Genomic DNA, 26,928 nt, shown 5'->3' on the forward strand with positions numbered 1-26,928 from the left:
GGTTTCTAAATAAGTGGCGGAGCGGACGGGACTCGAACCCGCGACCCCCGGCGTGACAGGCCGGTATTCTAACCAACTGAACTACCGCTCCGCACTGGTTAGACCTAAAGTCTAAATTAAAAGCCTGGCGATGTTCTACTCTCACATGGGGAAACCCCACACTACCATCGACGCTATTTCGTTTCACTTCTGAGTTCGGAATGGATTCAGGTGGGTCCAAAACGCTATGGTCGCCAAGCAAATTCTGTTTTTGTCTTCACTTTTTCTAAAAAAGTGAAAGCAAAAAATCTGGAAAGCTGTTTATGTTCTCTACACATTCAATGTTCTTACATCGAGTCCATCAAAACCCTTTGGGTGTTGTATGGTTAAGCCTCACGGGCAATTAGTACAGGTTAGCTCAACGCCTCACAGCGCTTACACACCCTGCCTATCAACGTTCTAGTCTCGAACAACCCTTCAGGATACTTAAAGTATCAGGGAAGACTCATCTCAGGGCTCGCTTCCCGCTTAGATGCTTTCAGCGGTTATCGATTCCGAACTTAGCTACCGGGCAATGCGTCTGGCGACACAACCCGAACACCAGAGGTTCGTCCACTCCGGTCCTCTCGTACTAGGAGCAGCCCCCTTCAATCTTCCAACGCCCACGGCAGATAGGGACCGAACTGTCTCACGACGTTCTAAACCCAGCTCGCGTACCACTTTAAATGGCGAACAGCCATACCCTTGGGACCGACTTCAGCCCCAGGATGTGATGAGCCGACATCGAGGTGCCAAACACCGCCGTCGATATGAACTCTTGGGCGGTATCAGCCTGTTATCCCCGGAGTACCTTTTATCCGTTGAGCGATGGCCCTTCCATTCAGAACCACCGGATCACTATGACCTGCTTTCGCACCTGCTCGAACCGTCATTCTCGCAGTTAAGCGGGCTTATGCCATTGCACTAACCTCACGATGTCCAACCGTGATTAGCCCACCTTCGTGCTCCTCCGTTACTCTTTGGGAGGAGACCGCCCCAGTCAAACTACCCACCAGGCACTGTCCGCAACCCCGATTAGGGGCCAACGTTAGAACATCAAACATACAAGGGTGGTATTTCAAGGACGGCTCCAACGCAACTGGCGTCACGTCTTCAAAGCCTCCCACCTATCCTACACATGTAGGTTCAATGTTCAGTGCCAAGCTGTAGTAAAGGTTCACGGGGTCTTTCCGTCTAGCCGCGGGTACACTGCATCTTCACAGCGATTTCAATTTCACTGAGTCTCGGGTGGAGACAGCGTGGCCATCATTACGCCATTCGTGCAGGTCGGAACTTACCCGACAAGGAATTTCGCTACCTTAGGACCGTTATAGTTACGGCCGCCGTTTACCGGGGCTTCGATCAAGAGCTTCGCTTACGCTAACCCCATCAATTAACCTTCCGGCACCGGGCAGGCGTCACACCGTATACGTCATCTTACGATTTTGCACAGTGCTGTGTTTTTAATAAACAGTTGCAGCCACCTGGTATCTGCGACTCTCGTCAGCTCCATCCGCAAGGGACTTCACCATCAAGAGCGTACCTTCTCCCGAAGTTACGGTACCATTTTGCCTAGTTCCTTCACCCGAGTTCTCTCAAGCGCCTTGGTATTCTCTACCCGACCACCTGTGTCGGTTTGGGGTACGATTCCTTACAATCTGAAGCTTAGAGGCTTTTCCTGGAAGCATGGCATCAATGACTTCACTACCGTAGTAGCTCGACGTCGTGTCTCAGCCTTAAGAGTGTCCGGATTTACCTAAACACTCAGCCTACGCACTTGAACCTGGACAACCGTCGCCAGGCCCACCTAGCCTTCTCCGTCCCCCCATCGCAATTGTAAGAAGTACGGGAATATTAACCCGTTTCCCATCGACTACGCCTTTCGGCCTCGCCTTAGGGGTCGACTTACCCTGCCCCGATTAACGTTGGACAGGAACCCTTGGTCTTCCGGCGGGGAGGTTTTTCACCCCCCTTGTCGTTACTCATGTCAGCATTCGCACTTCTGATACCTCCAGCATGCTTTACAACACACCTTCAACGGCTTACAGAACGCTCCCCTACCCAATGTTCAAAGAACATTGCCGCAGCTTCGGTTTACAACTTAGCCCCGTTACATCTTCCGCGCAGGCCGACTCGACTAGTGAGCTATTACGCTTTCTTTAAATGATGGCTGCTTCTAAGCCAACATCCTAGCTGTCTAAGCCTTCCCACATCGTTTCCCACTTAGCTGTAATTTGGGACCTTAGCTGGCGGTCTGGGTTGTTTCCCTCTCCACGACGGACGTTAGCACCCGCCGTGTGTCTCCCGGATAGTACTTACTGGTATTCGGAGTTTGCAAAGGGTTGGTAAGTCGGGATGACCCCCTAGCCTTAACAGTGCTCTACCCCCAGTAGTATTCGTCCGAGGCGCTACCTAAATAGCTTTCGGGGAGAACCAGCTATCTCCGAGTTTGATTGGCCTTTCACCCCTAGCCACAAGTCATCCGCTAATTTTTCAACATTAGTCGGTTCGGTCCTCCAGTTGATGTTACTCAACCTTCAACCTGCCCATGGCTAGATCACTCGGTTTCGGGTCTATATCCAGAGACTATGGCGCCCAGTTAAGACTCGGTTTCCCTACGGCTCCCCTAGATGGTTAACCTTGCCACTGAATATAAGTCGCTGACCCATTATACAAAAGGTACGCAGTCACACCACGAAGGTGCTCCTACTGCTTGTACGTACACGGTTTCAGGTTCTATTTCACTCCCCTCACAGGGGTTCTTTTCGCCTTTCCCTCACGGTACTGGTTCACTATCGGTCAGTCAGGAGTATTTAGCCTTGGAGGATGGTCCCCCCATATTCAGACAGGATAACACGTGTCCCGCCCTACTCGATTTCACTGAACATGCATCGTCAACTACGGGACTATCACCCTGTATCGTCGGACTTTCCAGACCGTTCGTCTAACACATGTAAAGCTTAAGGGCTAATCCAATTTCGCTCGCCGCTACTTTCGGAATCTCGGTTGATTTCTTTTCCTCGGGGTACTTAGATGTTTCAGTTCTCCCGGTTCGCTTCATTGAGCTATGTATTCACTCAATGATACTGGCTTATGCCAGTGGGTTTCCCCATTCGGAAATCGTAGACTCAAGTGGCTGTTACTGCCTCATCTACGCTTATCGCAAGTTACTACGTCCTTCATCGCCTCTGACTGCCAAGGCATCCACCGTGTACGCTTAGTCACTTAACCATACAACCCCAAAGGGTCTTTGTTAAACAACCAAAGTTGCTATCTCATTATTTGAATGAGCGAGATAGCGTTGATTTTGCCGGACTCAATTTCGAATAGTCACTAAAAGTGACCTTCCCAAGAACACTTGAATGTGTTTGTTGGTGTTTGTCTTAAAGACAAACATTGAGAACTTTACAAACAACAATAAATTGTTGTTTTGTCAGCTTTCCAAATTGTTAAAGAGCAAGATTTCTTTCGAAACCATTTTTAAAGATTCTTAAGGAAAAACCCTTAAAGATGGTGGAGCTAAGCAGGATCGAACTGCTGACCTCCTGCGTGCAAGGCAGGCGCTCTCCCAGCTGAGCTATAGCCCCATCGTTTGAGTGGTGGGTCTGAGTGGACTCGAACCACCGACCTTACGCTTATCAGGCGTACGCTCTAACCACCTGAGCTACAGACCCACTAGATGCTCTAATCTAAACCGTATCAATCTGTGTGAACACTCATCGCAATAATCATCGTATAAGGAGGTGATCCAGCGCCAGGTTCCCCTAGCGCTACCTTGTTACGACTTCACCCCAGTCATGAACCACAAAGTGGTGAGCGTCCTCCCGAAGGTTAAACTACCCACTTCTTTTGCAGCCCACTCCCATGGTGTGACGGGCGGTGTGTACAAGGCCCGGGAACGTATTCACCGTGGCATTCTGATCCACGATTACTAGCGATTCCGACTTCATGGAGTCGAGTTGCAGACTCCAATCCGGACTACGACGCACTTTTTGGGATTCGCTCACTTTCGCAAGTTGGCCGCCCTCTGTATGCGCCATTGTAGCACGTGTGTAGCCCTACTCGTAAGGGCCATGATGACTTGACGTCGTCCCCACCTTCCTCCGGTTTATCACCGGCAGTCTCCCTGGAGTTCCCGACATTACTCGCTGGCAAACAAGGATAAGGGTTGCGCTCGTTGCGGGACTTAACCCAACATTTCACAACACGAGCTGACGACAGCCATGCAGCACCTGTCTCAGAGTTCCCGAAGGCACTCCAGCGTCTCCGCTAGATTCTCTGGATGTCAAGAGTAGGTAAGGTTCTTCGCGTTGCATCGAATTAAACCACATGCTCCACCGCTTGTGCGGGCCCCCGTCAATTCATTTGAGTTTTAATCTTGCGACCGTACTCCCCAGGCGGTCTACTTAACGCGTTAGCTCCGAAAGCCACGGCTCAAGGCCACAACCTCCAAGTAGACATCGTTTACAGCGTGGACTACCAGGGTATCTAATCCTGTTTGCTCCCCACGCTTTCGCATCTGAGTGTCAGTATCTGTCCAGGGGGCCGCCTTCGCCACCGGTATTCCTTCAGATCTCTACGCATTTCACCGCTACACCTGAAATTCTACCCCCCTCTACAGTACTCTAGTCTGCCAGTTTCAAATGCAGTTCCGAGGTTGAGCCCCGGGCTTTCACATCTGACTTAACAAACCACCTGCATGCGCTTTACGCCCAGTAATTCCGATTAACGCTCGCACCCTCCGTATTACCGCGGCTGCTGGCACGGAGTTAGCCGGTGCTTCTTCTGTTGCTAACGTCAAATGATGCCGCTATTAACGACACCACCTTCCTCACAACTGAAAGTGCTTTACAACCCGAAGGCCTTCTTCACACACGCGGCATGGCTGCATCAGGCTTGCGCCCATTGTGCAATATTCCCCACTGCTGCCTCCCGTAGGAGTCTGGACCGTGTCTCAGTTCCAGTGTGGCTGATCATCCTCTCAGACCAGCTAGGGATCGTCGCCTTGGTGAGCCCTTACCTCACCAACTAGCTAATCCCACCTGGGCATATCCTGACGCGAGAGGCCCGAAGGTCCCCCTCTTTGGCCCGTAGGCATCATGCGGTATTAGCCATCGTTTCCAATGGTTATCCCCCACATCAGGGCAATTTCCCAGGCATTACTCACCCGTCCGCCGCTCGCCACCCGAGAAACAAGTTTCTCTGTGCTGCCGCTCGACTTGCATGTGTTAGGCCTGCCGCCAGCGTTCAATCTGAGCCATGATCAAACTCTTCAATTAAAAGTTTTTTGAAGCTTTCGCTTCGGCTCAATGAATACTGAATAAATTGACTGTGCCGATACTTAGTATCGTTTTGGTCACTCAGTTCATTGATAAATCTTTTGGATTATCATCAACGAGTGCCCACACAGATTGATAGGTTTATATTGTTAAAGAGCTTTCTTCTTTTGTGAATCGCATCACTTCGGAAGAGGCGGCTATTTTAGCGAGTTAAGTTTTAGTGTCAACCACTTTTTTCAAAACTTTTTTCAGGTGATTCACCTGGCTAAATGCCTTGACTGATAGACTCTGGTTTCTTTCGAAGCCTTGCCGTGTCAGCGAGGGGGCATTATAGAGATCGGCGTCACGTTGGCAAGCCCTTTTTCACGTTTTTTTTTGATTTTTCTATCGTTCGTTTAAAAAAGAGTCAAAACAAGCAAAAAGTGCAGGTTATTTCTACAAACAAGCAAACTTCTCAGAGAATTGGCGTACTTTCTTCCAGTTGGTGTACTCCACTTCTTTACTGGTGTCCGTCTCTCCGCCAGTTAATGTCATGATGAGTTTGATCATATTTCTATCAAACCAGTTATATCTGGGATAATAGAGCGCGCCAGCGAAAACACCGATTAGGTTAGGCTGCCAAGGAGACTTTTTAAGAAATGTTCGAATATAAGCGCTTCCCTCTGGCGTATCTTTCCCTTGCTCTTCTTTTCTTGCGGTTAGGTTGACGCAAAAGAACGCCACTTTATGTTCATTCAACTGAGTTAGGTTATGCTGGATAAATTGATAGAGCTTTTGATTCAAATGACCATAGCGAATCGACGCGCCAATCAGCACTTTGTCATAAACAGAAAAATCCACCGTATCGATGTCATGTAGATTCTTCACATCACATTGATAGCTCGGTAACTGTTCTTCTATATATTGAAGGATTTTCTTGGTCTGCCCCTCACGGGAAGAATAAAGAAATAGGGCTTTCACTATCATTTCTCCTTAACTGCGCCAAAACGTAGGGGTTAGCAATATAAGTAAGGTAAAGATTTCTAAACGACCAAAGAGCATAGACACCACCAAAACCCATTTGGCTTTATCGTTCACATCCGCAAAATGCACTGCAACTTCCCCCAAGCCTGGGCCTAGGTTGTTTAGCGTCGCTGCGACGGCTGAAAAAGCGGTAAGTTCGTCCATTCCTGTCGCAATAAGTGCGAGCATACAAACGACGAACACCAATGCATAAGCGGAGAAGAATCCCCACACCGCATCCACCACACGTTGCGACAGAGCATTGCCACCCACTTTGATGGTGTAGACCGCTCTAGGGTGAACTAAACGCTTAAGTTCACGCGCACCTTGCAACGTGAGCAATAAAATCCGAATAACTTTCATACCACCACCGGTTGAGCCTGCACATCCGCCAATAAAAGAGGAGAACAGCAGTAACACGGGTAGAAATAGTGGCCAATCTGAAAATCCCGTGGTGGTGAAACCCGCAGTCGTTGAGATGGAGACTGTTTGGAACAACGCTTGGTCGAAGGCATCGTAAATGGAGTCGTAAGAATGGTGTGCCAACAATAATAAAAAGCAAATGACAAACAGCAGTGCTTGAATAAAGATAAACGCTCTAAACTCTGGGTCTTTCCAATAATATTTTGGATGAACACCGCCAGAGGCAAAGGCGGCAAAGTGAAGTGAGTAGTTACATGCCGAGATCAGCAGGAAGATAACCGTGATTAAGTTAATCGCATAGCTATCGAAATACCCCATACTGGCGTCGTGGGTAGAAAAGCCACCAATCGCGATGGTCGAGAAACTATGGCTAATCGCATCAAACGGCGTCATTCCCGCCAACCAGAAAGCTCCCGCACAAGCGATAGTCAGGCTCAAATAGATATACCACAGCGCTTTAGCCGTTTCTGCAATACGCGGGGTCATTTTACTGTCTTTGACTGGACCAGGAATTTCAGCACGATACAACTGCATGCCACCGATGCCGAGAACCGGCAAAATCGCGACCGCCAGCACGATGATCCCCATACCGCCAAACCATTGCAGTATCTGGCGATAGAACAAAATCGCTTTGGGCAGTTCATCTAAACCGACGATAACCGTCGCACCCGTGGTGGTCAGCGCGGAGAAGGATTCGAAAAACGCATCGGTGATCGAAATACTGGGGTTATCAGCGATCAGGAAGGGCAACGCACCAGCACTGCCGAGTACGGTCCAAAACAGCACCACAATTAAAAAGCCATCGCGCGCTTTGAGTTCGTGTTTATGCCTACGGTTTGGAAACCAACACACGGTGCCGCAAAACAGCAGCACAAAAAAGGTCGTAACAAAAGGAACACCCGCACCATCGCGATAAATAAGCGCCACCAACGCGGGCGCAAGCATAGTGACACTGAAGAGTGCGAGCAACAGCCCGACAATACGGATAATTGAACGAAATTGCATGGGTGATTGAATCAATAAAGTCGACAGACTTCCTAGTTGTTATTGTTATTTCCCGATATAAGGCGTCACGAGCGCTTTTGCACTGCTTTTGTTGATCATGGTTTGAGTAAACATCTCCACGTTTCTCACTTCCAGTTCAACCACCAGCACGACGCTCTCACTGTATTGAGCGTCAACCTCAACAGCGTTGAATTGCTGCATTATAGATTGCGCAATTGGTACGAACGCATAGTCTAACTCCAGTCTGAGTTTTGTGGTTATTTTTTTCTCAATTGTTTGAAGCAGCTTGAGCGCCTGCTGCACGCCACCGCCATACGCTTTCACCAATCCACCGGTGCCAAGGCGAATACCACCATAATATCGTGTTACGACTGCGGTGATCTCACCAACACCCGACCCAGAGAGCTGCGCCAAAATCGGCTTTCCAGCTGTACCAGATGGCTCGCCATCATCACTAAAACCCCACTTCATTGAATCCTCTGGTCGCCCAGCAACAAACGCCCAACAGTTATGACGCGCATCGGCATGTTGCGTTTTAATCCTCTCTACAAAAGCTTTTGCCGCCTCTATCGTCGGGGTATGAGCAAGATAAGTAATAAAGAGACTCTTTTTGATTTCTTCTTCAAATTGAACCGCTTGGGCTGGGATGAGGTATGGATTTTCGTTCATGACATTCGCACTATCAACAAGAACGGCAAGTGTAGCATGCCCCTATTCAGAGTGCATAAGATCTGCTTTAACGCACAATGTTAAACACTTGTTTAAAAAATGTATTGAAATTAGACAATCCGAGGTCCACACTAAGCAAACTGGTCTAACCAGAATATAAATACAACACTTTCCACTATACCTACATCGGCGAATGTGCGCCTTAGGTATACAGACAATCCAAGATTGTATGTCATGGAGATAGACAATGATTTACCAAGCCGAAACCCTACAGGTAAAGGAAGTACAAGATGGAGTGGCAGAAATCCTTTTCTGCGCGCCAAATTCCGTCAATAAGCTCGATCTAGCAACCCTTGCTTCACTCGACAAAGCGCTTGATGCGCTCACCGCTCACTCCGGTCTGAAAGGCGTAATGCTTACATCAGACAAAGAAGCCTTTATTGTCGGAGCAGATATCACTGAGTTTTTAGGACTGTTTGCCAAGCCAGAAGAAGAGCTCGACCAATGGCTTCAATTTGCCAATAGCATCTTCAATAAATTGGAAGATTTGCCCGTTCCGACTGTCGCGGTTGTCAAAGGGCATACCTTAGGCGGTGGATGTGAGTGTGTACTTGCTACCGATTTACGCATTGGTGATAAAACCACCAGCATTGGTCTTCCTGAAACCAAACTCGGCATTATGCCTGGCTTTGGCGGTTGTGTGCGTTTGCCGCGCGTGATCGGCGCAGACAGCGCCATGGAAATCATCACTCAAGGCAAAGCTTGCCGTGCAGAGGAAGCTCTAAAAATTGGTTTGCTTGATGCTGTCGTCGATTCCGATCGCCTCTACGCATCCGCCCTGCAAACACTCACCGATGCCATCAATGAAAAAATTGACTGGAAAGCACGTCGCCAGCAAAAAACCTCAGCGTTAACGCTAAGCAAACTCGAAGCGATGATGAGTTTCACCATGGCCAAAGGCTTGGTGGCTCAAGTAGCAGGGCCCCACTACCCTGCACCAATGACCGCCGTTGTCACGATTGAAGAAGGTGCCCGTTTTGCACGCAATCAAGCGTTAGACATCGAAAGAAAACATTTCGTTAAACTGGCGAAGTCAGAAGAAGCCAAGGCCTTGGTGGGTCTTTTCCTCAATGACCAATACATCAAAGGCATCGCGAAGAAAGCAGCAAAATCCGCCAATAAAGAGACCCAACGTGCAGCAGTGCTGGGCGCAGGTATTATGGGGGGCGGCATAGCCTACCAATCTGCTCTCAAAGGTGTGCCCGTGATCATGAAAGACATCGCCCAAGCATCACTGGATCTGGGCATGACGGAAGCGTCAAAGCTACTCAATAAACAGCTTGAACGTGGCAAGATTGATGGCTTTAAAATGGCCGGCATTCTCGCTTCTATTACACCAAGCCTTCACTACGCGGGCATCGATAACGCCGATATCATTGTTGAAGCCGTGGTCGAAAACCCGAAAGTGAAAGCAGCCGTGTTAAGTGAAGTGGAAGAGCAAGTGAGCGAAGAGACCGTTCTCACCTCGAACACCTCGACCATTCCAATTAACTTGCTGGCCAAATCACTCAAACGACCAGAGAACTTCTGTGGTATGCACTTCTTCAACCCAGTGCATCGCATGCCTTTAGTCGAAATCATTCGTGGCGAACACACCTCCGATGAAACCATCAACCGTGTCGTTGCTTACGCAGCCAAAATGGGCAAATCCCCAATAGTGGTCAATGACTGCCCAGGGTTCTTTGTGAACCGCGTGCTGTTCCCATACTTTGGCGGTTTTAGCATGTTGCTGCGCGATGGTGCCGACTTCACTCAAATCGATAAAGTGATGGAACGTAAATTCGGTTGGCCAATGGGCCCTGCTTACTTATTGGATGTGGTCGGTATTGATACCGCACACCACGCTCAAGCCGTCATGGCGCAAGGGTTCCCTGAGCGCATGGGTAAACAAGGTCGCGATGCGATTGATGCCTTGTTTGAAGCCAACAAGTATGGCCAGAAAAACGGCAGCGGTTTCTACACGTACACCATGGACAAGAAAGGCAAACCGAAGAAAGCATTCAGTGATGAGATCGTACCGATTCTTGCTCCTGTTTGTGCCGCTCAACAAGCCTTTGATGATCAAACCATTATCCAACGCATGATGATTCCGATGATCAACGAAGTGGTGCTTTGCTTGCAAGAAGGCATCATCGCCTCAGCGCAAGAAGCGGATATGGCGCTGGTGTATGGCCTTGGTTTCCCTCCTTTCCGTGGTGGTGTATTCCGCTACTTAGATAGTGTTGGTATTGCAAACTTTGTCGCAATGGCACAGCAGCATGTTGAACTTGGCGCTATGTATCAGGTTCCACAAATGCTTATTGATATGGCTGAAAAAGGGCAAACCTTTTACGGCGCGCAACAGCAAGGTTCTATCTAAGGAGTTCCCACAATGAAAAATGTCGTAATTGTCGATTGTCTACGTACGCCAATGGGTCGCTCTAAAGGTGGCGCCTTCCGCCACACTCGAGCAGAAGATCTTTCTGCCCATTTGATGAAAGGGATTCTGGCGCGTAACCCACAAGTTAACCCAAGTGAGATTGAAGATATCTATTGGGGATGTGTTCAACAAACCCTAGAACAAGGCTTTAACGTAGCGCGAAACGCAGCGCTGCTGGCAGGTTTGCCAATTGAAATTGGCGCGGTGACGGTCAACCGTCTCTGTGGCTCATCGATGCAAGCGCTGCACGATGGTGCGCGCGCCATCATGACTGGTGATGCAGAGATCTGTTTGATCGGCGGTGTTGAGCATATGGGCCACGTGCCAATGAACCACGGTGTGGATTTTCACCCGGGCATGTCGAAACACGTTGCCAAAGCGGCGGGTATGATGGGCCTAACCGCTGAAATGCTTGGCAAGCTGCACGGCATTAGCCGTGAGCAACAAGATGAGTTTGCCGCACGCTCTCACGCTCGCGCGCATGCAGCAACGATGGAAGGTCGATTCAAAAACGAAATTCTGCCCACCGAAGGGCATGCCGCGGATGGCACCTTGTTCACCTTGGATCATGACGAAGTGATTCGCCCAGAAACCACAGTGGAAGGGCTTTCTCAACTTCGCCCTGTGTTTGATCCGGCCAATGGCACCGTCACTGCTGGCACATCCTCTGCGTTGTCAGATGGTGCATCTGCGATGTTGATCATGAGTGAAGAAAAAGCCAATGAGCTTGGCGTGACGATTCGTGCTCGTATTAAAGGCATGGCGATCGCCGGTTGCGATCCGTCCATCATGGGTTACGGCCCTGTACCTGCGACGCAAAAAGCACTTAAACGTGCCGGTCTATCGATTGAAGACATGGATGTGATTGAGCTAAATGAAGCGTTTGCAGCGCAATCTCTACCGTGTGCGAAAGACCTAGGTCTGCTGGATGTGATGGATGAGAAGGTCAACCTTAACGGTGGCGCGATCGCTCTTGGTCACCCACTGGGTTGCTCGGGGGCTCGTATTTCAACAACTCTGATTAACCTGATGGAAGCCAAAGACGCCAAATACGGCCTTGCGACCATGTGCATTGGTTTAGGTCAAGGCATTGCAACGGTATTTGAACGCCCTTAACCTTGTCGGTTAAACGCCTTCACTCACTAAGAGCGGCTTGAGCCGCTCTTAGTTTATGCACAGAACGCATTGCTATAATGCTAAAGTTTCATTTTATTCATAGTTCACTTGCGCCTACACTTATCCCGTTTGACCTATCTGCAATCGCTGGAGAAATCTCATGTTTCACGCTTTAGTTCTTAATCAGGAAGAAAAACGCACCATCGCCACTATTGAACAAATGGATGAGTCTCAGCTACCCGAAGGCAACGTGCTGGTGGCCGTTGACTATTCATCTCTCAACTTTAAAGATGGCTTAGCGATCACGGGGAAAGGCAAAATCATCCGCAACTTTCCGATGATTCCAGGTATCGACTTAGCAGGTACTGTCATTGAATCACAAGACGGGCGCTACCAAGCAGGGGATCAGGTTGTGCTCACGGGTTGGGGTGTCGGCGAAAATCATTGGGGCGGAATGGCGCAGCGTGCGCGTCTTAACGCTGATTGGTTAGTGCCGCTACCAACAGGAATCGACAGCAAAAAAGCAATGATGATTGGTACTGCGGGTTTCACCGCCATGCTGTGTGTCCAAGCACTGCTCGATGCTGATATCAAACCAGAAGCGGGAGAAATCCTTGTCACCGGCGCAAGTGGCGGTGTCGGCTCTGTGGCCGTGACACTCTTGGCTCAACTCGGTTACCAAGTGGCAGCGGTGACTGGTCGTGTTGAAAAAAACGGCCCACTACTCAAACAACTTGGCGCCAGCCGCATTATTGATCGGGTTGAATTTGAAGAGCCCGCTCGCCCACTAGAAAAACAAATTTGGGCTGGCGCAATCGACACCGTTGGCAGCAAAGTACTGGCAAAAGTGCTAGCGCAAATGGACTACAACAGTGCGGTCGCTGCATGTGGCCTCGCGGGCGGCTTTGATCTGCCAACCACCGTCATGCCGTTCATTCTACGTAACGTTCGCCTACAAGGTATCGACTCAGTAATGTGCCCAACAGAAAAACGCATCGCAGCGTGGGAAAAACTGGTAGCGCTACTGCCAGAAAGCTACTTTGAACAAGCGTGTACCGAAGTTGAACTCAGAGAAGCGGCAAAATACGCGGAAGACATCACCAATGGCCAAGTGACCGGTCGCGTGGTCATCAAGCTGTAGATCTTGCCGTACAAATAGCGAAAAAAAGCCGAGTCACACTCGGCTTTTTGCTGTTCTTTCGCCCGCTTGCGTTAATCGAGCCCCATATCTTCAATACGTTTGGCAATCAGCCGACTGCACTCTTCACGCACGACGGAGCGCAACCATTCTTGAGCCGGAGAATGTTCACATCGCGGATGCCAAATCATCGAGTAATCAAACGGGGTAAACTGAAACGGCAACGCTTTCACCACCAAATCGTAACGCTCAGCGACCAAGTAGGCTAAATCGGCGGGGACGGTAATGATCAATGGCATGGTGTCCACTATCGCCAGTGCCGCTTCAAGATGATAGGCACGCAGCACCATCTTACGTTGCGGTTGGTCGACTAACGCCTGCTCGATCAGCGCTTTCACACCATCACTGATGGCAATCATGGCATGGGGATAATACAGATAATCTGCCAGGCTCATCTCTTTTCCCGCGAGCGGATGCTGTTTGGAAAGCAAACACAGCACCCCCACTCGGCCCAAGACTTCGCTACGCAGCGGTTCAACCGGACCTGTGGGACGGCAAATCGCCAGATCAGCCCCTTCATACGTCAACTGATCCGCCAAGCGATCGTGTTGCAAAGGAAGAAAATGAAACGACACATTGGGCGCTTCTTGGTAGATCCTCGGCAGAGCAAACGGCAAGATCGTCTGCATCGCGTAATCAGTGGTGGCGATGGTAAACGTTTGAGTGCAGAGATGAGGATCAAACTCAGATGGAGAGAGCAATTGACGTAACGATTCCAGTGGCTCGCCGAGAGCCCGATCGATCTCCAAGGCTTTTTCAGTCGGCAATAAATGCTGCCCTTCACGCGTAAACAGCGGGTCGCCAAGCAAATCGCGCAAGCGCCCCAACACTCGACTCATCGCAGATTGACTGAGATTCAAACGCACTGCGGCTTTGCTGACACTGCTTTCTTCAATTAACACTCGCAGCGCCACCAGCAAATTCAGATCTCGACGGTAAATCTCTTCCAACTCCACGTTGAAGCTCCTATCCACGCCCATGTTTATGGCAATTGTACTCTTCAGGCAAAAAAAATCCCGCCTTTCAGCGGGGAAGCCCAAGAAAAATGGGGATAGTGTCGGAATGAAGTGTCGTTAAATTGGTGAGCGTAGGTTTGTTAACAAAAGCGCTAATTCTCTTGTTCTTCAGATGCACCGGACCATCGATGCATCTCAATCCAAATCCCGATGATGGTTGCGCTCATACCTAAAATAGGCATCAATGAGGTTTCTGCTGGCGTTCTGAACACGAGTGCACAAAACGAGATGAAGCACAAAACCGAATAAATGGTCAATCTATCTAATGCTGTTAGCATCGCTCCCTCCGCCAGTTGTTACCAAATTGTTAACTAAAGTTAAAACAAAATGATCGCTTTGCCAAGTGGTTATTGAATATTTTTTCTACGAAAGTAGAATTCACCGCTAAGTAAGTTAAGAGAATCACATTATGAGCTTTAATCCTGAACTGGCGACCAAGACCTTAGAGGCGGAAGGACTACGCTGCCCAGAGCCAGTAATGATGGTCAGGAAGACAATTCGAACCATGCAAGACGGTGAGGTTTTACTGGTAAAAGCGGATGATCCATCCACCACCAGAGACATTCCAAGCTTTTGTCGCTTTATGGATCACCAACTCATTGCGGCACAAACCGACGAGCTACCCTATCAGTATCTGATTAAAAAAGGCTTATAACGCGAGATAAAAAAACGGCAGCCACACGGCTGCCGTTTCTTTATTGGTCGTATTCGATAGTGCGAATTTCCGATTGCAGTTTATTCAACTGCTTTTTCATCGATCGCATCTCTTCATGCATTGGAATGATGTGTGCGACTCGAATCCACGCTTCAACAGTCAATCCTGTCAAAATAAAGGATCCCGCCACAATTGGTAGCCACATATCTGTTAAAACCATTGCCAACAAACAGAGCGCCAAACCAAAAGTGAATAAATAACTCTGACTTTTTGGGGTCATCCCCATGTAACGTGTAAGCATAAACTAGCCCTCTCGCTATCATTCACAAGAATAAGGTAGCATGACAATCATGACACGGATATGTCCGAGGTCACGCTACTGCAAGATGGCTCTGACAATCAGATAATAGACTGTTATTTAACTGATATTTATCTCTATTTTCTCGCTAGGCATCGCGCTTTAAAATAAAGCTGCACCAGCCGCTAACGCGACAAATAGAGCTGCTGTGACTTTGCGGATTAACGCCAGTGGCAGTTTATCCGCAGACAGTTTACCAATCAGCACCACAGGGGCATTGGCCAGCAACATACCAATGGTGGTTCCTAACACAACCCAAGTCAGTGCATCGGCATACTGCGCGCCGAGAATGGACGTCGCGATTTGGGTTTTATCCCCCACTTCAGCAATAAAGAAAGCGATGAAACTGGCCACAAAAGGACCTCGGTTTGAGATCTCTTCTTCGTCATCCAACTTATCGGGAATCAACACCCATCCCGCCATGGCTAAGAAACTGGCCACCACCACCCACTTCAACACGTCGGGAGAAAGATAATCGGCAACAACGACACCCAGCCAAGCAGCCAAGGCATGGTTGGCAATCGTAGCGAAAAAGATCGCAGCAATGATTGGGATTGGTTTGCGGTAACGGCTGGCTAACAGCAGAGACAACAATTGGGTTTTATCGCCAATTTCGGCTAAGGCGACAGTAGTAATTGAAATAGCTAAAACGCTCACGACATGCTCATTGGGGCGGGATAATTATAGTAACCATAGACAAACCCCACGCCCCACCCCGGTTCGTGTTGTTTGTCTAAGGTCTTGCTAAACTTGAAAGGCTTCAAGTCTCGAACGCCATGGTGATTTGGCACCAATTATGTTGACGGACGAACTCGATGAAAATGGCTTTTCATCCAGTAAGCTACTCCCCAAAGACAGGCGCAATTCTAGCCAGCTTACGGCAACATCTCAAGTGTGAAATCCGTCAAAAACTCCCTTTTAGGAAAAATTCAGCCGATAACGCGGTAAAAATCCATTAAACGAGAAAATTGCCCACGAATTAATCAAGATTAGCTCTACTCCCATGCTGAATATCTGGGTATACTTGATCGTTATTTTATTCAACCGTCATTACCTTCATTCACCCCTGTTGGCAGCAGAAAACCCAACAAATTCGATGAATGAATCCGTAATAAGAGAATCGCGCGAACCTGACTTATGCAAAAATACGATATCAAAACCTTCCAGGGAATGATCCTCGCGCTGCAGGATTATTGGGCTCAAAATGGTTGTACCATTGTTCAACCGCTGGATATGGAAGTGGGTGCGGGTACCTCTCACCCAATGACTTGTCTACGAGCGCTTGGCCCAGAGCCAATGTCGACAGCTTACGTACAACCTTCTCGTCGTCCGACCGATGGCCGTTACGGTGAAAACCCTAACCGTCTACAGCACTACTACCAATTCCAAGTTGCGCTAAAACCGTCGCCAGACAATATTCAAGAGTTGTACCTAGGCTCTCTAGAAGTTCTTGGTATTGACCCACTGGTTCACGACATTCGCTTCGTGGAAGACAACTGGGAAAACCCAACGCTAGGCGCTTGGGGTTTAGGCTGGGAAGTTTGGCTAAACGGTATGGAAGTGACTCAGTTTACTTACTTCCAACAAGTCGGCGGCCTTGAGTGTAAACCGGTTACTGGTGAGATCACTTACGGTATCGAACGTCTTGCGATGTACATCCAAGAAGTTGACTCGGTTTACGATCTGACTTGGAACATCGCACCTGATGGCAGCAAAGTGACTTACGGTGATATCTTCCACCAAAACGAAGTAGAACAATCAACTTACAACTTCGAGCACGCTGATGTGGATTTCCTGTTCAGCTTCTTCGAACAATGTGAGAAAGAGTGTCAACAACTGCTTGAGCTAGAAAAACCACTCCCTCTACCTGCCTACGAGCGCATTCTAAAAGCGGCTCACGCGTTCAACCTACTCGATGCTCGCAAAGCGATCTCAGTAACTGAACGTCAACGCTACATCCTGCGCATCCGTAACCTGACTAAATCAGTGGCAGAAGCATACTACGCATCACGCGAAGCACTTGGCTTCCCAATGTGTAAGAAAGAACAAGCGTAAGAGGTAGAGTAACATGGCAAAAGAATTTTTAATCGAGCTAGGTACTGAAGAACTGCCACCAACGCAACTTCGTACTCTGGCTGAAGCATTTGCAGCAAACTTTGAAGCAGAGCTAAAAGGTGCTGAACTAACGCACGAAGGTGTGAAATGGTACGCAGCGCCTCGTCGCCTTGCACTGAAAGTCACCGCATTAGCCGAACACCAAGCAGACAAAATCGTTGAAAAGCGTGGTCCTGCCGTTTCTGCCGCTTTTGATGCAGACGGTAATGCAACCAAAGCCGCTCAAGGTTGGGCACGTGGTTGTGGCATCACGGTTGATCAAGCAGAGCGCATGATCACTGACAAAGGCGAATGGCTGCTGTTCAAACAAGAAGTCAAAGGCCAACCAACGGCTGATATCGTGGTTGAGCTGGCAGCAAAAGCGCTAGCAGGTCTACCTATCGCAAAACCTATGCGTTGGGGTAACAAAACCACTCAATTTATCCGTCCAGTAAAAACGCTGACTATGCTCATGGGTTCTGACCTTATCCAAGGTGAAATCCTAGGCGTAGCCTCTGATCGCGTTATCCGTGGTCACCGCTTTATGGGTGAGCGCGAGTTCACTATCGAATCTGCAGAGCAATACCCATCGATCCTCGAAGAGCGCGGTAAAGTGATGGCAGATTACGAAGCGCGTAAAGCCATCATTCTTGCTGACGCACAAAAAGCAGCAGCGGCAATCGGCGGTATCGCTGATCTAGAAGATGACCTAGTCGAAGAAGTCACCTCTCTGGTTGAATGGCCAGTGGTACTGACCGCTAAGTTCGAAGAAGAGTTCCTAAAAGTCCCAGCTGAAGCATTGGTTTACACCATGAAAGGTGACCAAAAGTACTTCCCTGTCTACACCGAAGACAAGCAGCTACTGCCTAACTTCATCTTCGTGTCTAACATCGAATCGAAAGAGCCTCGTTATGTGATTGAAGGTAACGAGAAAGTAGTTCGTCCACGTCTTGCGGATGCGGAATTCTTCTTCAACACGGACCGTAAGAGCAAGCTCATCGATCGTCTGCCAATGCTAGAAAACGCGATTTTCCAACAGCAACTTGGCACCATTAAAGACAAAACCGATCGCATCACTGAACTGGCTGGCTACATTGCTGAGCAAATCGGTGCGGACGTTGAAAAATCAAAACGCGCAGGTCTACTTGCAAAATGTGACCTAATGACATCAATGGTATTCGAATTTACCGATACTCAAGGTGTGATGGGCATGCACTACGCTCGCCATGACGGTGAAGCGGAAGAAGTAGCAGTGGCACTAAACGAGCAATACATGCCTCGTTTCGCTGGTGATGACCTACCATCAAATGGGGTATCCTCCGCCGTTGCGATGGCAGACAAGCTCGACACCATCGTGGGTATCTTCGGTATCGGTCAAGCGCCAAAAGGTTCTGACCCATTTGCACTGCGCCGCGCATCACTCGGTGTACTGCGTATCATCGTTGAATACGGTTACAACCTAGACCTTGTTGACCTAGTAGCGAAAGCGAAATCACTGTTCGCCCAACAAGATGGTACTAGCCGTTTAACTAACGATAACGTTGAGCAAGAAGTGATTGAGTTTATGCTGGGTCGTTTCCGCGCTTGGTACCAAGACGAAGGCTTCAGTGTCGACATCATCCAAGCGGTATTGGCACGTCGTCCAACGAAACCTGCTGACTTTGACCAACGTGTTAAAGCGGTTTCTCACTTCCGTGAACTGGAAGCGGCAGAAGCACTGGCGGCAGCGAACAAACGTGTCGGTAACATCCTAGCGAAATTCGATGGCGAGCTAGCAGCAGACATCGACCTTGCGCTACTGCGAGAAGACGCAGAGAAAGTACTGGCTGAAAACGTGGAAGTGATGACAGAAGCGCTTGAGCCAGCATTTGCCACTGGTAACTATCAAGAAGCGCTAAGCAAACTCGCTGACCTACGTGAGCCTGTGGATGCATTCTTCGATAACGTAATGGTTATGGCTGATGATGAAGCACTGAAGACCAACCGTCTAACGCTCCTGAACAACCTGCGTAACCTGTTCCTACAGATCGCTGACATTTCTTTGCTTCAAAAGTAATTCATGACTTTTGAAGTGATTAAGAGATAAGCAAAAGGGAAGCATCGGCTTCCCTTTTTTGTTTCTCGGCATCCAAACGGCTTAGTTGGTGGCCTCTTGTTCGCAGCGAGCAAAGTCATAATGCTCTTCACGACCACCTTTCCCTTTGAATCCCATGCGAACGACAAAGCCTTGGCGCAAAGCGTTGATCATATCTTCACATGCCCACTCGTACCCGCCTTTCTTAATTGCGTGGGTATCCCATTGATAACCTTCTGGCACCCAAACGTAGTAATCAATATAGCCTTCATCGGTGACTTTTAAATCTTGGATCTCTTTTAGTTCATCTTGTAATACTGCCACCAGCTCAGGGGCTGCTGTTGGTGCACTGGCTTGATAGTTCATTGTGTTACACGCGGTTAAGCCTGCCAACATGGTCAATAATAAGCACTTTCTCATTTTCATTGTAATTCCATTTAGTTATGTAATGCGCACGCATAATACATTCACAGTAAGCATAATAACAAAGCCATATGGCGTTCTAATTTATCAAAATGTTATATGGATCATCCGCTCTTACATTTGCTGAATTTTTCTTCTTTACCGAGAGGGATTTCGTGGGAAAAAGTTTCAGCTTACGAGTAATTTCACGCTTTTACTCTCTGTTACATTCAGGTATGTTCAACTATTACTCTATCAGCCAGCAACGTACTGGCCATTTAGGCACACAAAAGCAATCACAATGAATTAGGTATAACAACAAATGCAGTTTTCAAAATTTGGCGAAAAGTTTAATCAGTATTCTGGAATAACCCAATTAATGGACGATTTGAATGATGGTCTGCGCACACCAGGTGCCATCATGCTCGGTGGAGGTAATCCTGCCGCTATCCCAGCCATGCTCGAATACTTTCACCAAGCCAGCGAAAACATGCTCTCTAACGGCGAATTGCTTGCAGCACTGGCAAACTACGATGGTCCTCAAGGTAAAGATGTCTTTGTTAAAGCACTGGCTCGCTTACTCAAGGAGACCTATGGTTGGAATATCAGTGAAAAGAACATCAGTTTGACCAATGGCAGCCAAAGCGGCTTTTTCTACCTGTTTAATCTTTTTGCTGGTCAACAACCCGACGGCTCACATAAAAAAATCTTGCTACCGCTGGCGCCAGAATACATCGGCTATGCCGATGCGGGGATTGATGAAGATATTTTTGTCTCTTATCGTCCTGAGATTGAGCTTCTCGATAATGGCTTGTTCAAATACCACGTGGATTTCGAACAACTCAAACTGGATGAATCTGTCGCTGCGATTTGTGCCTCCCGTCCAACCAATCCAACCGGTAACGTGCTGACAGATGAAGAAATTCGCAAGTTGGATCAGTTAGCCAGAGACAACCAGATTCCCCTCATCATTGATAACGCCTACGGTTTGCCCTTTCCAAATATTATCTTTGAAGATGTTGAACCATTTTGGAATGAAAACACCATTCTGTGCATGAGTTTGTCCAAACTAGGGCTCCCTGGGGTTCGCTGTGGCATCGTCATTGCGAATGAAGCCGTGACCCAAGCCCTGACCAATATGAATGGCATTATTAGCCTCGCTCCAGGCAGCGTTGGCCCTGCTCTCGGTCACTACATGATAGAAAAGGAAGATCTACTGCACCTCAGCTCAGAGGTGATCAAACCGTTCTACCAACAAAAATCGCAACGCGCGGTTGAACTGCTCCAAGCCGCCATGCCCGATGATCGCTTCCGTATCCATAAACCGGAAGGCGCGATTTTCTTATGGTTGTGGTTTGATGAGCTTCCTATCACCACCATGGAACTGTACCAACGCTTAAAGGCTCGAGGCGTGCTGATCGTGCCAGGGGAATACTTCTTTATTGGCCAAGAAGATAATTGGGAGCATGCCCATCAGTGTTTGCGCATGAACTATGTGCAGGATGATGAGCTCATGCAGAAAGGCATTGCGATCATTGCTGAAGAGGTCAATCGTGCCTATTCTGAAAGAGAGTCCTAATTTTTAATACCTTAAAATAATGAAAACGGGTTTGCTCATGTTCAATGAGCAGATCGGTTTTACCTTTTTGCTCTATTTCGTTTGGTGTGCATGGATGAATACCTTTCTCAATATAAAGCATCCCCTCATTGCGACGTTGCTCTTATTTGCGTCAATACTCTCAATCACTTTGTGGATTATCCATTTAGTGACCGACGCCAATTTGCGCGAAAAAGAGCTATTGGTGAGTCAAGTCGCGATGACTCAAGCAAAAAACTTAGAGAAGGAACTGCACACCGCGTTGATCGCCTCCACGCAAATCCTTGCCGTCGAAGTGATTCAAAACAACGGTAACATGGAGAATTTTGAAGAATACGCGCAAGAAATTCTCTCTTTAAGCGAAGTGATCTCCAATCTTCAATTGGCACCGAATGGCATCATTCAATTCATTTACCCTCTCGCTGGCAACGAAAAAGCCATTGGTCACAACTTACTCAAAGACGATGCAAGAAAGAAAGAGGCGCTGAGTGCCGTGGAGTCAGGCAAGCTCACTCTCGCTGGCCCATTTACCCTAAAACAAGGTGGAATAGGCATGGTTGCTCGCCGACCCGTGTTTCTTAAACTGCAAGATAAAAGCGAGTTTTGGGGATTTGTCTCCGCGCTGATTTTGTTAGAAAACTTAATTGCCAGCAGCGACCTTCAAGAGTTACAGAAAGACAACCTTCGTTTTCAACTCTCGCGCATCCACCCCGACACCAACCAAGTTGATGTCTTTTATGGTGAGTCGATATCTCAAGACTGGATCAGCAGCCAGGTCACCATTGACGTGCCCAACAACCAATGGACGCTCATCGTTGGTCTACCACAAAGCCAGCAACTGTTTGGCTCTGCGTTAATTCAATTGGCCATTGCTTTAATAGTCAGTGGCTTCGCCAGTTTTTGCTTTTTTTACTACGTCACACTACCGAAGAAGCTGCAACATGCCGTCGAAAAAAAGACATTTCAGCTCAAAAAGCTGGCCAATACTGACATGCTTACTGGATTGGACAATCGGCGAAAATTCACGGATGTGCTTAACCAGATTCTACAAAAATCAGACGCATTGGCGCATTGCCACGCCCTGTTGTATCTCGATATCGATAATTTCAAACAGATCAATGACCAACTGGGCCACTATGTAGGAGATCAAGTGCTAAAAGTCGTGGCCCAACGCTTATGCCACCACGTTTCCGATGCACAATCGATCACACGAATCAGTGGTGATGAGTTCGCCGTTCTCCTTGAATATCAAGAGATCGACAGCCTCAAAGCGCGTCTTTCTGCGCTGATTGTCGCACTATCACAACCGAGTGAACATATTCCGAACTCTCATCGCCTAACCGTCTCCATCGGCGTCGTGCTTATTCCACAAGATGGCCAAGACCTCACGCTACTGATGCAACACGTGGATTTTGCGATGTATCAAGCCAAGAGCCAAGGTCGCAACCAGTATTGTTTTTTCGATAGGCTCATGAAGCTCAGAGATGATGAGAAAATCCAACTCATTGAAAGTTTGAAGATCGCCATTGAGCAAAATCAGTTTGTGCTTCATTACCAACCTATCTATGACATTCGATCACACCAGATACATTGCTATGAAGCCCTTATCCGTTGGCAACACCCAACGAAAGGTTTACTCTATCCCGCGAGCTTTATTGAGCTTGCAGAGCAAAGTGGTTTGATCAATGAGATTGGCGATTGTGTCCTTGCTCAAGCCTGCCAATTTATTGCACAAGCAGCACCAGAGAAACCGATCGTGTCGATCAACATTTCCGCCAGCCAACTGTCCGATCCTCAACTCTTTGAACGGTTTATCGGCATTATCCAGCAGTATGGTGTAGATGCGCATTCACTGAAGTTTGAGCTGACCGAAACCACCTTGATGCAAAATATTCAGGCCTGTATCAATATCTTGCTCAAGTTTAAACAACTGGGTATACAGATAGCGATTGATGATTTTGGTACCGGCTATTCTTCATTGGCGATTTTGAAAGACGTGCCAGCCAACTACTTAAAAATTGATAAGTCGTTTATTGACCAAATCAATTCCAATACTGGCGATCAGAAAGTCGCGCAAAGCATCATTACTTTGGCGCATCATCTTGATATGCAGGTGATAGCGGAAGGGATTGAACAGATTGAGCAAGAAGAGTTGCTTGCTCAATTTCAATGTGATTTTGGGCAAGGCTACCTGTTTGGTCGCCCTGCCCCAGTCGACTCGCTGCTATTTAACAGCACAGACATCAATTCTCGAGCAGTTTAGTGCCACCTATAGCAATCTTACGTGGTTGCATCGCTTCTGGAATTTCACGCACCAAATCGATGTGCAGTAAACCATTTTCCATCGATGCCCCCACCACTTTGACGTAATCCGCTAGCTGGAATTTACGCTCAAAGTCGCGCTCTGCAATGCCTTGATAAACGTAGTTTTTGCCTTCTTCGGCTTTGCGTTCACCCTTCACGATCAACATGTTTTCGTTTTGCGTCAAATCGAGCTGATCTTCAGAAAAACCTGCAACTGCCATCGTAATACGGTAGTTGTGCTCATCTTTTTGTTCAATGTTGTATGGAGGGTAACCGCCAGAACTGTTTTTGGCTGCGCTGGCTTCCATCAGGTTGAACAGACGGTCAAAACCAATCGCATTACGGTATAGTGGTGAGAAATCTACATTACGCATAATCCTATCCTCTTTTAAGCAATAGTCTTAGCCCAGATAAACCTATCTTGTTGGCGTGTTTATGCAAGAAAACGCCGAGCTAAGGGATTCGATAGTCCACTCCACAACCCAACTTTGGGGACGGGGACATGGTGTCGAATCTAGGGTCAAATTGAGTGCTAAAACTCAGTATCCTCTCTTGAGCGATCTGGTTTAGCGATGCCAGAGGTGCTGTTCTTCTCTTGTTGAGCAAGCTAGCCATCCCTCTTCCTAATTAGATATAAGGCCTAGAAATGGGGTTTCAAGGGATCAGAAAAAGAATTTTTCAGTCTGTGCTGTCAGGGTCTAGGGTCTAGGGTCTAGGGTCTAGGGTCTAGGGCAGTTTTTCCTGCCCTAAGTAAAAATGCCACCTCTTGCGAGGTGGCATTTTCATTAATGTTGATAGCGTCTTATCGATTACACGTCTAGGTTCGCTACTTTCAATGCGTTTTCTTCGATGAAGTTACGACGTGGTTCAACTTGATCACCCATCAAGGTCGTGAACAGCTCATCCGCACCAACGGCATCTTCAATGGTCACACGCATCATGCGGCGAGTTTCTGGATCCATGGTGGTTTCCCAAAGCTGATCTGGGTTCATCTCACCCAAACCTTTGTAGCGTTGTAGGCTCAAACCACGACGAGATTCCTTAATCAGCCACTCAAGCGCACTTGCAAAGCTGTTCACGGGTTGAGTACGTTCACCACGCTGAATATACGCACCTTCTTCGATCAAACCGTCCAGCGCATCCGCCAGCTCTGCCAGTTTCTGGTATTCTTTCGAGTTGATCAGATCCACGCTCAGTGGGTACTCGTGCATCACACCGTGGGTACGAACCACAATCTTCGGTGAGAACAGTCCGCGCTCTGCATCGTGTTCGATTTCAAAGCTGTATTGGCTTGCGCCCACTTCTTTGGCGTTCAACTGAGTAACCAGTTGCTCTGTCCATGCCGCCATTGCTGCTTGATCGGCAAACTGTGTTTCGCTGAGACGCGGAACATAAATCAGTTCATGAATCAGTGCACGTGGGTAACGACGGCTCATACGATCCACCAGCTTGATCGCTGCATTGTATTGCTGAACCAGTTTCTCCAGTGCTTCACCGGCCAATGCTGGTGCGTCTGGGTTCACGTGCAGTGCTGCGTTATCCAATGCCAAGGAAATTTGGTACTGGTTCATCGCATCTTCATCTTTAATGTACTGCTCTTGTTTGCCTTTCTTCACTTTGTACAGTGGTGGCTGAGCGATATACACGTAACCACGCTCGATAAGCTCAGGCATTTGACGGTAGAAGAAGGTCAACAGTAGCGTACGGATGTGCGAACCATCGACGTCCGCATCGGTCATGATGATGATGTTGTGGTAACGCAGTTTGTCTGGGTTGTACTCGTCACGACCGATACCACAACCTAGTGCAGTGATCAGCGTTGCGACTTCTTGAGAAGAGAGCATCTTGTCGAAACGCGCTTTTTCTACGTTTAGAATCTTACCTTTTAGCGGTAGGATTGCTTGGTTCTTACGGTTACGGCCTTGTTTTGCGGAGCCGCCTGCCGAATCACCCTCCACTATGTAAAGTTCAGACAGTGCAGGATCTTTTTCCTGACAGTCAGCAAGTTTACCAGGAAGGCCAGCAAGGTCTAACGCCCCTTTACGGCGTGTCATTTCACGCGCTTTACGTGCTGCTTCACGCGCACGTGCGGCGTCGATAATCTTAGAACAAACGGTTTTCGCTTCGCTTGGGTGTTCGGCCAAGAAGTCGTTCAGTTTGTCTGCCATGAAGGATTCCACTGCGGACTTCACTTCACTAGAAACCAGTTTGTCTTTGGTTTGGCTTGAGAATTTTGGATCCGGCACTTTTACTGAAACAACAGCGGTCAAACCTTCACGCGCATCGTCACCAGAAGTCGCGGTTTTCGCTTTCTTCGAGTAGCCTTCTTTGTCCATGTAGCTGTTCAGTGTGCGCGTCAATGCCGCGCGGAAACCCGCTAAGTGGGTACCACCGTCACGCTGTGGGATGTTGTTGGTAAAACAGTAGATGTTTTCTTGGAAACCATCGTTCCACTGCATCGCCACTTCAACCGCAATACCGTCTTCACGCTCGGCATTAAAATGGAATACTTTTTCATGGATGGGGGTTTTGTTGCGGTTCAAGTGAGTGACGAACGCTTGAATACCACCTTCATACATGAAGTGATCTTTCTTATCTTCTTCGCGCTCATCAAACAGTTTGATCGACACGCCAGAGTTCAGGAAAGAGAGCTCACGTAGACGCTTCGCTAGGATGTCATAATGAAATTCGATGTTGGTGAAGGTTTCAGCACTTGGCCAGAAACGTACCGTGGTACCGGTTTTTTCGGTATCACCGATGATAGCAAGCGGTGCATCAGGCACACCATGACGATAGGTTTGGCTGTGGGTATGACCACCACGATGAATCGTCAACAGCACTTTTTCAGACAGTGCGTTTACCACCGAAACACCTACACCGTGAAGACCGCCAGACACTTTGTAAGAGTTGTCGTCAAACTTACCACCAGCGTGCAGTACCGTCATGATAACTTCGGCAGCAGACACGTTCTCTTCTGGGTGCATTTCGGTCGGGATACCACGGCCATCATCGCTAACAGAAACTGAGTTATCCTCATGAATCGTGACTACGATATCTTTACAGTGGCCTGCTAAGGCTTCATCAATTGAGTTATCCACCACCTCAAAAACCATGTGGTGCAGACCGGTGCCATCATCTGTGTCCCCGATGTACATACCCGGACGCTTACGTACCGCATCCAGACCCTTCAGTACCTTAATACTCGATGAATCGTAATTGTTCGACATGAGTTACTCTCT

Annotated in this window: 18 protein-coding genes, 3 tRNA genes and 3 rRNA genes; 8 read left to right on the top strand and 16 right to left on the bottom strand. The window is 48.2% G+C overall.

Annotation, left to right across the window (positions count from 1 at the left end; all coding sequences use genetic code 11):
- Positions 1-14: 14 nt before the first annotated feature.
- From VV1_RS04645 to VV1_RS04685, 9 genes are all read right to left on the bottom strand, one after another.
- Positions 15-91 (bottom strand) — tRNA-Asp (locus tag VV1_RS04645).
- 31 nt (positions 92-122) lie between these two features.
- Positions 123-238: ribosomal RNA gene (gene rrf / locus VV1_RS04650) — 5S ribosomal RNA — on the bottom strand.
- A gap of 123 nt (positions 239-361) precedes the next feature.
- Positions 362-3,249, bottom strand: a 23S ribosomal RNA gene (locus VV1_RS04655).
- A gap of 280 nt (positions 3,250-3,529) precedes the next feature.
- Positions 3,530-3,605, bottom strand: a tRNA-Ala gene (locus tag VV1_RS04660).
- Positions 3,606-3,615: 10 nt separating this feature from the next.
- Positions 3,616-3,692, bottom strand: a tRNA-Ile gene (locus VV1_RS04665).
- A 62-nt stretch (positions 3,693-3,754) separates the two neighbouring features.
- Positions 3,755-5,297, bottom strand: a 16S ribosomal RNA gene (locus VV1_RS04670).
- Together the 16S, 23S and 5S rRNA genes with 3 tRNA genes alongside form the textbook arrangement of a ribosomal RNA operon.
- A 435-nt stretch (positions 5,298-5,732) precedes the next feature.
- Positions 5,733-6,260 carry a menaquinone-dependent protoporphyrinogen IX dehydrogenase gene (hemG, locus tag VV1_RS04675; protein ID WP_043921081.1) on the bottom strand — a complete coding sequence of 176 codons (528 nt, stop codon included), beginning with the start codon at positions 6,258-6,260 and terminating at the stop codon, positions 5,733-5,735.
- A gap of 9 nt (positions 6,261-6,269) precedes the next feature.
- Positions 6,270-7,727: a TrkH family potassium uptake protein gene (locus VV1_RS04680; protein WP_011079016.1), complete on the bottom strand. Its 1,458-nt coding sequence runs from the start codon at positions 7,725-7,727 to the stop codon at positions 6,270-6,272.
- 45 nt (positions 7,728-7,772) lie between these two features.
- Entirely contained in the window at positions 7,773-8,396 is a 624-nt protein-coding gene (locus tag VV1_RS04685; RefSeq protein WP_011079017.1) for a YigZ family protein, read from the bottom strand.
- Between the two features lie 247 nt (positions 8,397-8,643).
- Between VV1_RS04685 and fadB the strand changes: the two genes are divergently transcribed.
- From fadB to acuI, 3 genes are all read left to right on the top strand, one after another.
- Positions 8,644-10,815 carry a fatty acid oxidation complex subunit alpha FadB gene (gene fadB, locus VV1_RS04690; protein ID WP_011079018.1) on the top strand — a complete coding sequence of 724 codons (2,172 nt, stop codon included), beginning with the start codon at positions 8,644-8,646 and terminating at the stop codon, positions 10,813-10,815.
- Positions 10,816-10,827: 12 nt separating this feature from the next.
- Entirely contained in the window at positions 10,828-11,991 is a 1,164-nt protein-coding gene (fadA, locus tag VV1_RS04695; protein ID WP_011079019.1) for an acetyl-CoA C-acyltransferase FadA, read from the top strand.
- A gap of 160 nt (positions 11,992-12,151) precedes the next feature.
- A complete protein-coding gene (acuI, locus tag VV1_RS04700) occupies positions 12,152-13,132 on the top strand; it encodes an acrylyl-CoA reductase (NADPH) (protein ID WP_011079020.1) in 981 nt (326 codons plus the stop codon).
- Between the two features lie 71 nt (positions 13,133-13,203).
- Here acuI and VV1_RS04705 read toward each other — a convergent pair whose 3' ends face one another.
- On the bottom strand, positions 13,204-14,145 hold the full coding sequence (locus VV1_RS04705; RefSeq protein ID WP_038963351.1) for a LysR family transcriptional regulator: 942 nt from the start codon (positions 14,143-14,145) through the stop codon (positions 13,204-13,206).
- Between the two features lie 152 nt (positions 14,146-14,297).
- A complete protein-coding gene (locus VV1_RS04710) occupies positions 14,298-14,483 on the bottom strand; it encodes a hypothetical protein (protein WP_011079022.1) in 186 nt (61 codons plus the stop codon).
- 131 nt (positions 14,484-14,614) lie between these two features.
- Between VV1_RS04710 and tusA the strand changes: the two genes are divergently transcribed.
- Complete coding sequence (tusA, locus tag VV1_RS04715) at positions 14,615-14,860, top strand: sulfurtransferase TusA (protein ID WP_011079023.1); 246 nt, start codon at positions 14,615-14,617, stop codon at positions 14,858-14,860.
- Between the two features lie 40 nt (positions 14,861-14,900).
- Here the strand turns inward: tusA and VV1_RS04720 are convergent, their stop codons facing one another.
- Positions 14,901-15,161 carry a hypothetical protein gene (locus VV1_RS04720; protein ID WP_011079024.1) on the bottom strand — a complete coding sequence of 87 codons (261 nt, stop codon included), beginning with the start codon at positions 15,159-15,161 and terminating at the stop codon, positions 14,901-14,903.
- 159 nt (positions 15,162-15,320) lie between these two features.
- Positions 15,321-15,875, bottom strand: coding sequence for a TMEM165/GDT1 family protein (locus tag VV1_RS04725; protein ID WP_011079025.1), 555 nt, complete (start codon positions 15,873-15,875; stop codon positions 15,321-15,323).
- A 480-nt stretch (positions 15,876-16,355) separates the two neighbouring features.
- Here VV1_RS04725 and glyQ point away from each other — a divergent pair, with 480 nt between their 5' ends.
- On the top strand, positions 16,356-17,273 hold the full coding sequence (gene glyQ, locus VV1_RS04730; RefSeq protein WP_011079026.1) for a glycine--tRNA ligase subunit alpha: 918 nt from the start codon (positions 16,356-16,358) through the stop codon (positions 17,271-17,273).
- A 13-nt stretch (positions 17,274-17,286) separates the two neighbouring features.
- Positions 17,287-19,368, top strand: a complete 2,082-nt coding sequence (gene glyS / locus VV1_RS04735; protein ID WP_011079027.1) for a glycine--tRNA ligase subunit beta — start codon at positions 17,287-17,289, stop codon at positions 19,366-19,368.
- A gap of 81 nt (positions 19,369-19,449) precedes the next feature.
- Here glyS and VV1_RS04740 read toward each other — a convergent pair whose 3' ends face one another.
- Positions 19,450-19,812, bottom strand: coding sequence for a hypothetical protein (locus tag VV1_RS04740; RefSeq protein ID WP_011079028.1), 363 nt, complete (start codon positions 19,810-19,812; stop codon positions 19,450-19,452).
- Positions 19,813-20,110: 298 nt separating this feature from the next.
- Between VV1_RS04740 and VV1_RS04745 the strand changes: the two genes are divergently transcribed.
- Together VV1_RS04745 and VV1_RS04750 are read left to right on the top strand one after the other, a co-directional pair.
- On the top strand, positions 20,111-21,367 hold the full coding sequence (locus VV1_RS04745; protein ID WP_011079029.1) for a valine--pyruvate transaminase: 1,257 nt from the start codon (positions 20,111-20,113) through the stop codon (positions 21,365-21,367).
- 37 nt (positions 21,368-21,404) lie between these two features.
- Positions 21,405-23,648: a bifunctional diguanylate cyclase/phosphodiesterase gene (locus tag VV1_RS04750; protein WP_243742142.1), complete on the top strand. Its 2,244-nt coding sequence runs from the start codon at positions 21,405-21,407 to the stop codon at positions 23,646-23,648.
- Here VV1_RS04750 and VV1_RS04755 read toward each other — a convergent pair.
- Positions 23,629-24,063: an Hsp20 family protein gene (locus tag VV1_RS04755; protein ID WP_011079031.1), complete on the bottom strand. Its 435-nt coding sequence runs from the start codon at positions 24,061-24,063 to the stop codon at positions 23,629-23,631. The two genes, VV1_RS04750 and VV1_RS04755, sit on opposite strands and share 20 nt — an antisense overlap.
- Positions 24,064-24,498: 435 nt before the next feature.
- Positions 24,499-26,916 (bottom strand): DNA topoisomerase (ATP-hydrolyzing) subunit B, encoded by a 2,418-nt coding sequence (gene gyrB, locus VV1_RS04760; protein ID WP_011079032.1) that lies wholly within the window; start codon positions 26,914-26,916, stop codon positions 24,499-24,501.
- Positions 26,917-26,928: the final 12 nt, after the last annotated feature.

Source organism: Vibrio vulnificus CMCP6 (genome assembly GCF_000039765.1).
GTDB lineage: Bacteria > Pseudomonadota > Gammaproteobacteria > Enterobacterales > Vibrionaceae > Vibrio > Vibrio vulnificus_B.

Coding starts and splice junctions, on each gene's coding strand:
- VV1_RS04680 (WP_011079016.1), bottom strand. CDS start 7,727: ATGCAATTTCGTTCAATTATCCGTATTGTCGGGCTGTTGCTCGCACTC.
- VV1_RS04685 (WP_011079017.1), bottom strand. CDS start 8,396: ATGAACGAAAATCCATACCTCATCCCAGCCCAAGCGGTTCAATTTGAA.
- fadB (WP_011079018.1), top strand. CDS start 8,644: ATGATTTACCAAGCCGAAACCCTACAGGTAAAGGAAGTACAAGATGGA.
- fadA (WP_011079019.1), top strand. CDS start 10,828: ATGAAAAATGTCGTAATTGTCGATTGTCTACGTACGCCAATGGGTCGC.
- acuI (WP_011079020.1), top strand. CDS start 12,152: ATGTTTCACGCTTTAGTTCTTAATCAGGAAGAAAAACGCACCATCGCC.
- VV1_RS04710 (WP_011079022.1), bottom strand. CDS start 14,483: ATGCTAACAGCATTAGATAGATTGACCATTTATTCGGTTTTGTGCTTC.
- tusA (WP_011079023.1), top strand. CDS start 14,615: ATGAGCTTTAATCCTGAACTGGCGACCAAGACCTTAGAGGCGGAAGGA.
- VV1_RS04720 (WP_011079024.1), bottom strand. CDS start 15,161: ATGCTTACACGTTACATGGGGATGACCCCAAAAAGTCAGAGTTATTTA.
- glyQ (WP_011079026.1), top strand. CDS start 16,356: ATGCAAAAATACGATATCAAAACCTTCCAGGGAATGATCCTCGCGCTG.
- glyS (WP_011079027.1), top strand. CDS start 17,287: ATGGCAAAAGAATTTTTAATCGAGCTAGGTACTGAAGAACTGCCACCA.
- VV1_RS04740 (WP_011079028.1), bottom strand. CDS start 19,812: ATGAAAATGAGAAAGTGCTTATTATTGACCATGTTGGCAGGCTTAACC.
- VV1_RS04745 (WP_011079029.1), top strand. CDS start 20,111: ATGCAGTTTTCAAAATTTGGCGAAAAGTTTAATCAGTATTCTGGAATA.
- VV1_RS04750 (WP_243742142.1), top strand. CDS start 21,405: ATGTTCAATGAGCAGATCGGTTTTACCTTTTTGCTCTATTTCGTTTGG.
- VV1_RS04755 (WP_011079031.1), bottom strand. CDS start 24,063: ATGCGTAATGTAGATTTCTCACCACTATACCGTAATGCGATTGGTTTT.
- gyrB (WP_011079032.1), bottom strand. CDS start 26,916: ATGTCGAACAATTACGATTCATCGAGTATTAAGGTACTGAAGGGTCTG.